This is a genomic window from Arthrobacter sp. FW306-1B-G06A, assembly GCF_058781765.1.
Genome location: NZ_JBYSXB010000005.1, coordinates 150254 through 158155, shown reverse-complemented (window position 1 = coordinate 158155; position 7902 = coordinate 150254). Strand labels below are relative to the sequence as shown.

Here is a 7902-nt window from a genome sequence, read left to right as displayed (position 1 = left end):
CTGTCATCCCTGGTCCGGGGACGAAAGGCTTGGCCTCGTGCGTGGGTTGGATGGGGGCACGTGCGGGGGCCGATCCTTGCGGGGAGCCGTCGGCGCCGGCGCTCAGTCCACGGCTCAGTCGGCCGGCGAGGATGCCTGCTCCGGCGGCCAGGAGGAGAAACGCGCCAGGACGCTGCCGCGCGAAGGTCTTCACTTCGGCCAGGAGGGAGCCCGGATCCCGGTCCTCCAGCCATGTCGCCACGGATGAAGACCGTTCGGCGGCTTGCCGCACCAAATCCGTTGCAACGCCGGGTTGCTCCGAGGCGGTGGCCATGGATTGCAGTTCCTCCGAGATGGACCGAAGGCCTGCGGCCACTTTTTGCTGCTGCTTTCCGGCTTGGTCCGTCAGGTCCAGCCTGGCCTGGTCCAGCAGCTCCCTTGCGCTCGAGTTCACTTCAGAGGCAACGTCCGCGACTTCGGATTTCGCGGTTTCGACCACGTTCTTCGCAGAGTCCTCGGCCTGCGCAGCCACGTTCCCTGCTTCGTTTTTGATGGTTTCCGTCGACGGGATGCCGTTGTTCTGGTTATGCGGCGGGGGTACGTGCTTACCCGCTGGTTGCTCGATGGCCGGCGGGGGCGTGTAATTCCCGTCCCATTGGTTCTCTGTCATCTTCGCTCTCTTTCCAAGAAGGTCTGCTGCGGATCAAGAACCAGAAATACTGGCAGTTAAGATAGTAAGCATGCTTAGCTTCCGAGCGGAACCCCCTGTCCGCCAATCCAGCGGGGAGAAGTCCGCGAACCGAACGGGGAATGGTCCGGGTCGGACGATACTTCCTGCGGCGACTATCGCGACGCGTCGTCCGTTGGCGTGCCCGGGGCCGCTCCACTGGTGAGTTCCTCGCTATCGTTCCGGTGTGCAAGTATTCCAATGGAGCTGGCGTCCAGTCGGTGGAGGAGTGCTCTTGGCCCCGAATAGACCTCGACCGCTCCTGCTTCGAAAAGCTCGGCTGCACTGATCCCGCCGCACGTGAGGCCGATGGTTTCGATGCCGAGCCGGGCCGCAGCCTTGACATCCCAGACGGAATCGCCGACAAATGCCACATCTGCTGCGTTTAGATGCAGCTTTTCAAGTGCGGCCAGAAGAATGTCGGGGGAGGGCTTGCTCTCAGTAGCGTCGGCTGAACTTGTCGCACAGTCGATCCAGGGTTCGGCGTCGAGAATGCTTCGGAGCACCCGAAGATCCTGCTCGCGTGCCGAGGAGGCCAACGCCACGGCCAATCCTGATTCCGCACACGATTGCAGGAGGGCCCTTGCCGAGTCGAAGGGCCGGATAGCGGGCCAGAAGGTCGAGAATATTGAGCCGTGGGCTCGCTCGACTGTAGCGCGGAAATCCCGATCGGAATCCTCCGGGAGCAGCCGTTCAAGCAGTTTGTCTCCGCCCATGCCGATGTGGCGGTGGATTAATGCCATGGGCACATCCAGTTCCTGTTGCCGGAAGGCCTGCCACCACGCCAATGTGTGGAAATAGGTGGAATCAACCAGGGTTCCGTCCACGTCGAACAGGACCCCGACGTCTTTAGCGCTCTTCGATTGGTCATTCATGAGTGGCAACCTTCCTATGGCTGCTCGCGCCGCGGGCCACGAGGAGATTCCGGGCAACGCTTCCGTAGGTGGGCGGTCCTTGTCCGTCCGGCCCTCGGAGTGCAGAAGAATATGGTAAGTATACTTACCGAAATGAACGCCCGACGTCTTTTTGCGAAGGCCGCGCAGATCACCAGGAATGGTGCCAGCCCGGGCCCTTCACGGTAGAAACAGGTAGCCGGTACTCAGGCGGCGGACCGTGTCCACGGCTTACGATCGGCACGAGGGTGATTTCCTTGGAAGATGCTCTCGGCGGTAGCTGCGCCAATGCCCGGCAAGGGTGACACCGGGCATTGGCGCGTTTCCTTGCCCTGGGCCGGTGCTCTCGGTTCTTCGGCACCCGTTCCGCGCAGCCTCGCGGCCCCCGCTGCGGTGGGCGCATTCATCGCTCCATACTGCCCTACTTGCCGTGCCGCAGGTGCTATGTGTCCGGGCTTAGTCGCTGCTGTTGAGGATATAGTCCACTGCGGCTGGTCCTGTCATGCGCAAGCCTTGGAAGATGCCCTTCTTGCCTTTGCCGTTCTTTTCCGTCTGGAGGCCCGCGATCCGGAGGGCCGTGCGGAAGGCATGGTCGGGGAGGGGGACTTTGCGGTTCAGGGAGCACCAGCTGACGTAGAGCCCATACAATGTGTCGGCGTTCAGTCCTGAATCGTTCGTGTCATCTTTGATGATGCAGTCCTCGAGGAACTGGCTGATCTGTGGAGGGGTCATGGTGTACTCCGGGTAATTGATTTGGTAGTCCGGATATTATCTATCGGAGCCCGGACCATGGCAGGAGGCTTCTGGCTAGTCCGGGCACGGTATTCAGCGCTGGGTTCACAGATGAATTCCTTGGAGCGGCGCTGTTCCTTGCCCCAGCGCTTTTCGAAGCGTTCTTGGGACGCGCGCGTCAATTGACTGTGGTGTGGGTGCGGGTACTCATGGGGCTCCTTTGCCATTGCGTGGTTGGTTTTCGGCCCTCAACGCCTAATCCGCAGGATCAGGGCGTAGCGGCTGGGATACGAAGCTGCCGGCCCGGCGACCTCAGGGACCGTCCGGAGGGCGGCTCCCAGATGACCGGTCCGATCAGCAGCGACGCGGCGGGAAGCAACTGCCCTGGGATCCGAACGGAGGCGGCGTCGGGCCGCTGCGGCTTGGCGTTCGCGGCTGGACGCGGGTGCTCCCGGTCGTAGGCGGCCCGCTTTTCCGGGTTGCCGAGGATGGCGTAGGCGGCCATGATGTCCCGGAGCTCTTCCTGTAATTGCTGTTCCGCCAGGCTGGGGTGTTCACGGGGTGCATGGGCCGCCCGGGTGTCGGGGTGCAGGCCGCGCATGAGGGTGCGGTAGGCGCGGGTTACCTCGCGGGCCGTGGCGGTGGGGGCGATATGCAGGATGCCATAAAGGTCGGGGCGGTTGTTCCTCATCGTTGGCGTGTTCTGTGTCTTAGATGCGGGGTGTTCTCGTGGGAGGTGGATGGTCCCCGGCCTGTTCGGCCGGGGACCATCGTTGCGGGAGTCATCCCCGGGGCCTCATCCATCCGTGCGCTGGCTGCGCTGTGGCGTGGTCTGTGAACCCGACCGCCCTCTTCACATGGTGGGCCGCTGTGGTGCTCCCGGTCCGTGAGGCTGCGCCGGGTCAGGCGTTGATCTCCTGGCGCTGTTTTCCGGTGGTTTCGATTTCGATGCGGCGCGGCTTTGCTTTCTCCGCCACCGGAATGCGCAGGGTCAGGACGCCGGCGTCGTAGTTCGCCTTGACACCGTCGGTGTCCAGCGCGTCACCGAGAATGAGCTGTCGGCTGAAGACGCCGCGCGGGCGTTCGGAGGCAATCAGTTCCGTGCCCTCGCCGACGGGGTCCGGGCGCTCGGCCTTGACGGTCAGGACGTTGCGTTCGACGTCGATGTCCACCGAGTCCACGTTGACTCCGGGCAGATCGAAGGCGACCACGAAGTCCTCGCCTTCCCGCCAGGCGTCCATCGGCATGGCCGCCGGCCGGGTTGTCGTGCCGAGCACCTGTTCGGCGAGCCGGTCGAATTCACGGAAGGGGTCCGTTCGCATCAGCATGGTGTGTCACTCCTTGCAGATCGCAGCTTTTTTGTTGTCAACCCAGCCGATCTATGGTGGCTGGTATATATTTCTTATAGCACTGCGCAAGGATCGGGGCAAGCCTGATTTTCGACGGATTTTGGAGGTGCCCGATGGGACAGACCGACGATCGGGGGAGGGGCGTGTACGCGATTTCCGTTGCCGCCGAGCTGGTGGGAACGGGGCAACAGAACCTGCGCCTCTATGAACGCAAAGGCTTGTTGGAACCGGGCAGAACCCTGGGCGGGACCCGCCAGTACAGCGAGAACGATCTCGTGACATTGCGGCGGATTGGTGAGCTGCTGGAGCTGGGGCTGAACCTTGCCGGCGTCCGGATGGTCCTGGTCCTCGAAGCCGACAACCGGCGCCTCGAGGCGGAACTCAGGTCCGCGAACGCTACCCGGGACACCGCCCGGCCCCGGTCATGATGAGCATGCAATAACGGAGAGGGCGCCGCGCCCCATGCTGTCTCCATGGTGGTCCCTCGCTGAACCTCGGGAGCAAAAGGACCCGGTCCGGTTCCGGGAACGTGATAAGGGTACACCCGGTGAACGGTGAACGGTGAAGAACAGGGGCCGACCGCCGCGGTTGGGCGGTCAGCCCGTGGCTACCGGTGAACCCGAAACAGGCCTGTTTGCTCGACCGCGGCCCACCGTGAAGGACGATGCGATGAAAAGCCCGCGCGAGACTGACGCGGCTCTAGCGTAGGGGTTTCCCGTCGACGGATTCCCGCACGGCGGCCATCACTGCCTTCTCTTTCATCAAGGAGGAGGCCAGCCGGCGGACTCTCGCCCAGGTCTGGTCATTTGGGGACGGATGCCACGGCCCCATCGGGCGAAGACAGTGCGGCTCGGCCGCCTCCTTGCTCTGATGGCCGATGGTGGTCCCTCGTCCGGTCTCGGTCATTGAAGCCGAAGAAAGACGGTCTGGAACATCCCGCCCGAAAGACAGGACAGTCCTCCCCAATCGACGGATGGACCGGTCCGGCCGATGATCCTGGTGGCGGTGACGGACGCGCTCGATGATGAGAAGCAATTATGATTGCCTACTCCGCAGTAGCACTTGTCCTGTGTGCATCTCCGAGGTAATAGTCAGTGCAGAGGTTAGGCAGAGGCCTTCGGATAGTTTGGCGTGCCGGTGCGGAGAGAGAGTCCGGGCCGGTTTCCTGGAAGGCTGGCAAGAAATGCGGATAGGACTGGTTGCAGGACCATGGATTCCCGTTCCCCCGGTGACCTATGGCGGCACCGAACGTGTCGTGGACCTGCTGGCGCGGGGGTTTGCCAAGGCTGGGCATGAGGTGTTGTTGGCAGCGTCCTCGGACAGTCGGTGCCCCGTCCGCCGGGTGCCGGGGATGAGAACCTCGAACCCGAAGGAGCTTGGCTTCACCCTCTCCGAGCTCAGCCACGTGGTCAGGGCTTACGAGGGGCTCGGGGAGGTGGACATCATCCATGACCACACGCTGGCCGGCACCCTGTACTGCGGGCGACCGCCGGGTGTGCCCGTGGTGACGACGATCCACGGCCTACTCACCCCGGCGGCCCAGGAGGTTTACCGGGCGATCGGAAGAAGCGCCTCAATCATCGCGATCTCCCGGGATCAGGCTTCGCGGTCGCCCGGTGTGCCGGTCTGTGCAGTGATCCACCACGGCATCGATCTCTCCTCCGTGCCCGTAGGCACCGGCCAAGGCGGCTACCTTTGTTTCGTGGGGCGGATGAGCCCGGACAAGGGGGTCCTCGAAGCCATCAAGATCGCCCGTCAGGCGGGGGTGCCGCTTCGTATCGCGGCCAAGATGCGCGCACCGGAGGAGATCAAGTACTTCGAGGAAGTCATCAAACCGATCCTCGGTTCCAACGAGGACTTCATGGGCGAAGCTGACGACGCCGAGAAATACCACCTCATGGGCGAAGCGCTCGCGTTCCTCAACCCGATCCATTGGGCCGAGCCCTTCGGTCTGGTCATGATTGAAGCTCTCGCCACCGGGACACCGGTGTTGGGAACGCCGTTCGGTTCGGCGCCGGAGATCGTAGCCCATGGAGTAACCGGTTACCTTGCCTCCATCGAGGATCTCGCGGCCATGATCCCGGCGGCAGCCGGCCTGAGCCGTGCGCAGTGCCGAGCCCAGGTGGAGCAGCAATTCAGCGCGGAGCGTATGGTGGCTGACCATTTGCGGCTGTTCGCCGAGCTCATCGAGGAGCAGAGCGGGGGCCGGGTTCCGGAGTCGGTCCCATCGAGCCAAAGTCTATAAGTCAACCGGTTCTCCGGCTATGATAACCCTTTGCCGTACTTGTCCCTGGCGCCGCCGTCGCGCCGTGAGCTAAGGAGTCCTTCCCCGCGACGCCTTGGAACGCCGACACCGCGCCCCAGCGTCCCGATGCTTTCGAGGCTACGTCCGTGGACCGGGCCAAATGGCCGGACGACAGCCCGCTGGTGGTCCGGCAGTTACGTCATATCGGCCCCAGCCTCCCGGACGACATTACGCTGGAGAATTTTTCCCGCGGAACCCGTGGACTGCACCATCGAGCTGTCGTGGACGCGACCTGGCGATGACCGGGCCCGCCGCGGCCGGCTATATCCTGGCCAGCCACCCCGAAGATCGATTGACGCCAAACCGGGTCATCGCCTCAAGGTTCACGATGATCCGGCGACGTGGTCCAGATCGCCGACGGCGCTGGCGACGACCATGATGGTGGTGGTGTGGCGGCGGGTTTGTCGTTGCGGTGCTTGGCCATGATTTCTTTTGTCCCTGGCGATGAGCACGGTGACGATGAGGAACCGGGTGGTCGCGATTCCGTTGATGATCGCACTGAGGATCAGCAGCCTGATGGGGTTGGTGGCGAAGAAGCTGATGATGACGCCGCCGAAGTCCCCACGCCGAGAAGCTCGTAGAAAATTGCGCGCCTCGCTCGGGCGATGGTCGAATCAGTCGGCGGACCGTAAGAGCCGGCCGGCACGGGACGATTCCCCGGCTCCGGATTTTCCGCAGGCATGAAAACGGCCGGCGGGACGATTACGGGCGGCGAACCAGAAACCTGGCCCTGGCCACTCCGCCGACGCTCGTGCGCTGGCTGTGGTCGTCTTCGAGCTCCAGTGTCACTGTCTTGCCCTTCCTGGACACGGAGATAACCATGAACGGCGAACCGTTAAGCTCCACGCGGTCTCCCTGCCGTATCCGCTTCAAGGGCGCCGTTCCCTTAAGTCGGGACTGAACGGGGATGGCCATTGCGGGCTCCTCACTCACTGGGGCGTTTTCAAGAACACTACGCCGACTGCTTCCCGTTACTGATCGTCAGCGGGAACGCCGCCAGCCTCAGGCCTGCTCAATCAGCATACTTACTAACGAAGTCGGCTTCGAACCGGGTGAAATCCACTGCCGGTTGAACGATCCCCGGATTTCTATTCGTCGTGCCCCTGGTCGCCGCTCATCTGGTCCTCTGCAGGCGGGGTCTCGCCTGGCGGCACCCCGCTGCCGGGCTCCAGTCCCGTGGTGTTTCCCTCGCGGGGATCCGGGTTGGCCGACGCGGCGGGGTTCCGGTCCGTGTCATCATCCCTGGCGTGCCTTGGCTGGTCCGTGCCGGCTGGCCGGTCAGCGCTGGGCGCTCGGAACGTCCCCAGGTCGTCTTCTGGGTCATGGCTGGTCATGACTTGTCCCTTTCGTTAGCATCTTCGGTATTTTCGGTGATCAGGGTTCTTGAACCCCTCCATGCGGTGGTGGCCGATGTACGTGCTTTCGCCGTGGTCCGGGAGGGGGCACCGTGTCTGTTTCGGCCGGAGTAGTCCTGCGGTTGAGGTTCGAGCCGGCCACCCGGATACAAGGTCCTGGGATCCAGGAAAGTCCGGGCGGCCGACCATCTGATTTCCAAGGGCCGGCGCAAGATCTTCGTCAAGATACGTTGCGCTCGATTCCGCGCTGCGGAAGAGCCGGTCGGTCTGCTGGTCACCGACGGGGAAGGTGCTTTGTGCCATCTCTGTTCCTCCATCGGGTTGTCGGGGGAATCACCCGGTTCCCTGTGCATAGCCGGGACAGTTGAAGTGTGCTGGGTCTCTAAAACTAAAACCAGCAGGCGGAGAGCACGAGACCATCAGCATGCTTATCTTTAGGTGAGCTCGGCCTGGATTCTCGCCGGACGGACCGTCTATGGCCATTCCTGCGAGTGGTCGGTATCGTGTGGCGATCGGGGCGACATCGAAGCAGTCCGGGCCCTGTCTCGACGAAGGAGATTCT

Annotated in this window: 10 protein-coding genes; 3 read left to right on the top strand and 7 right to left on the bottom strand. The window is 63.3% G+C overall.

Going from position 1 to position 7902, the window contains the following annotated elements; all coding sequences use genetic code 11:
- The 5 genes from AC3WJM_RS04415 to AC3WJM_RS04395 all read right to left on the bottom strand — a co-directional run.
- Nucleotides 1-649: hypothetical protein (locus AC3WJM_RS04415; protein WP_492271263.1), on the bottom strand; the 649-nt coding region annotated here is incomplete at its 3' end.
- A gap of 173 nt (nt 650-822) precedes the next feature.
- Nucleotides 823-1581 (bottom strand): HAD family hydrolase, encoded by a 759-nt coding sequence (locus tag AC3WJM_RS04410; protein WP_306961451.1) that lies wholly within the window; start codon nt 1579-1581, stop codon nt 823-825.
- 474 nt (nt 1582-2055) lie between these two features.
- Nucleotides 2056-2331, bottom strand: a complete 276-nt coding sequence (locus tag AC3WJM_RS04405; RefSeq protein WP_306961453.1) for a hypothetical protein — start codon at nt 2329-2331, stop codon at nt 2056-2058.
- Between the two features lie 268 nt (nt 2332-2599).
- Nucleotides 2600-3022: a J domain-containing protein gene (locus AC3WJM_RS04400; RefSeq protein ID WP_492271262.1), complete on the bottom strand. Its 423-nt coding sequence runs from the start codon at nt 3020-3022 to the stop codon at nt 2600-2602.
- A gap of 211 nt (nt 3023-3233) precedes the next feature.
- Nucleotides 3234-3659: an Hsp20/alpha crystallin family protein gene (locus AC3WJM_RS04395; protein WP_492271261.1), complete on the bottom strand. Its 426-nt coding sequence runs from the start codon at nt 3657-3659 to the stop codon at nt 3234-3236.
- A 134-nt stretch (nt 3660-3793) separates the two neighbouring features.
- Here AC3WJM_RS04395 and AC3WJM_RS04390 point away from each other — a divergent pair, with 134 nt between their 5' ends.
- The 3 genes from AC3WJM_RS04390 to AC3WJM_RS04380 all read left to right on the top strand — a co-directional run bounded on the left by AC3WJM_RS04390 (nt 3794) and on the right by AC3WJM_RS04380 (nt 6566).
- A complete protein-coding gene (locus tag AC3WJM_RS04390; protein ID WP_306972560.1) occupies nt 3794-4108 on the top strand; it encodes a MerR family transcriptional regulator in 315 nt (104 codons plus the stop codon).
- Between the two features lie 755 nt (nt 4109-4863).
- Entirely contained in the window at nt 4864-5925 is a 1062-nt protein-coding gene (locus AC3WJM_RS04385) for a glycosyltransferase family 4 protein (RefSeq protein ID WP_492271260.1), read from the top strand.
- Between the two features lie 401 nt (nt 5926-6326).
- Entirely contained in the window at nt 6327-6566 is a 240-nt protein-coding gene (locus AC3WJM_RS04380) for a hypothetical protein (RefSeq protein ID WP_306962748.1), read from the top strand.
- A gap of 121 nt (nt 6567-6687) precedes the next feature.
- Here AC3WJM_RS04380 and AC3WJM_RS04375 read toward each other — a convergent pair whose 3' ends face one another.
- The gene (locus AC3WJM_RS04375; RefSeq protein WP_284989390.1) at nt 6688-6900 is read right to left on the bottom strand and encodes a hypothetical protein; all 213 of its coding nucleotides are present in this window, start codon (nt 6898-6900) and stop codon (nt 6688-6690) included.
- A 173-nt stretch (nt 6901-7073) separates the two neighbouring features.
- A complete protein-coding gene (locus AC3WJM_RS04370) occupies nt 7074-7319 on the bottom strand; it encodes a DUF6480 family protein (protein ID WP_492260106.1) in 246 nt (81 codons plus the stop codon).
- Nucleotides 7320-7902 lie beyond the last annotated feature (583 nt).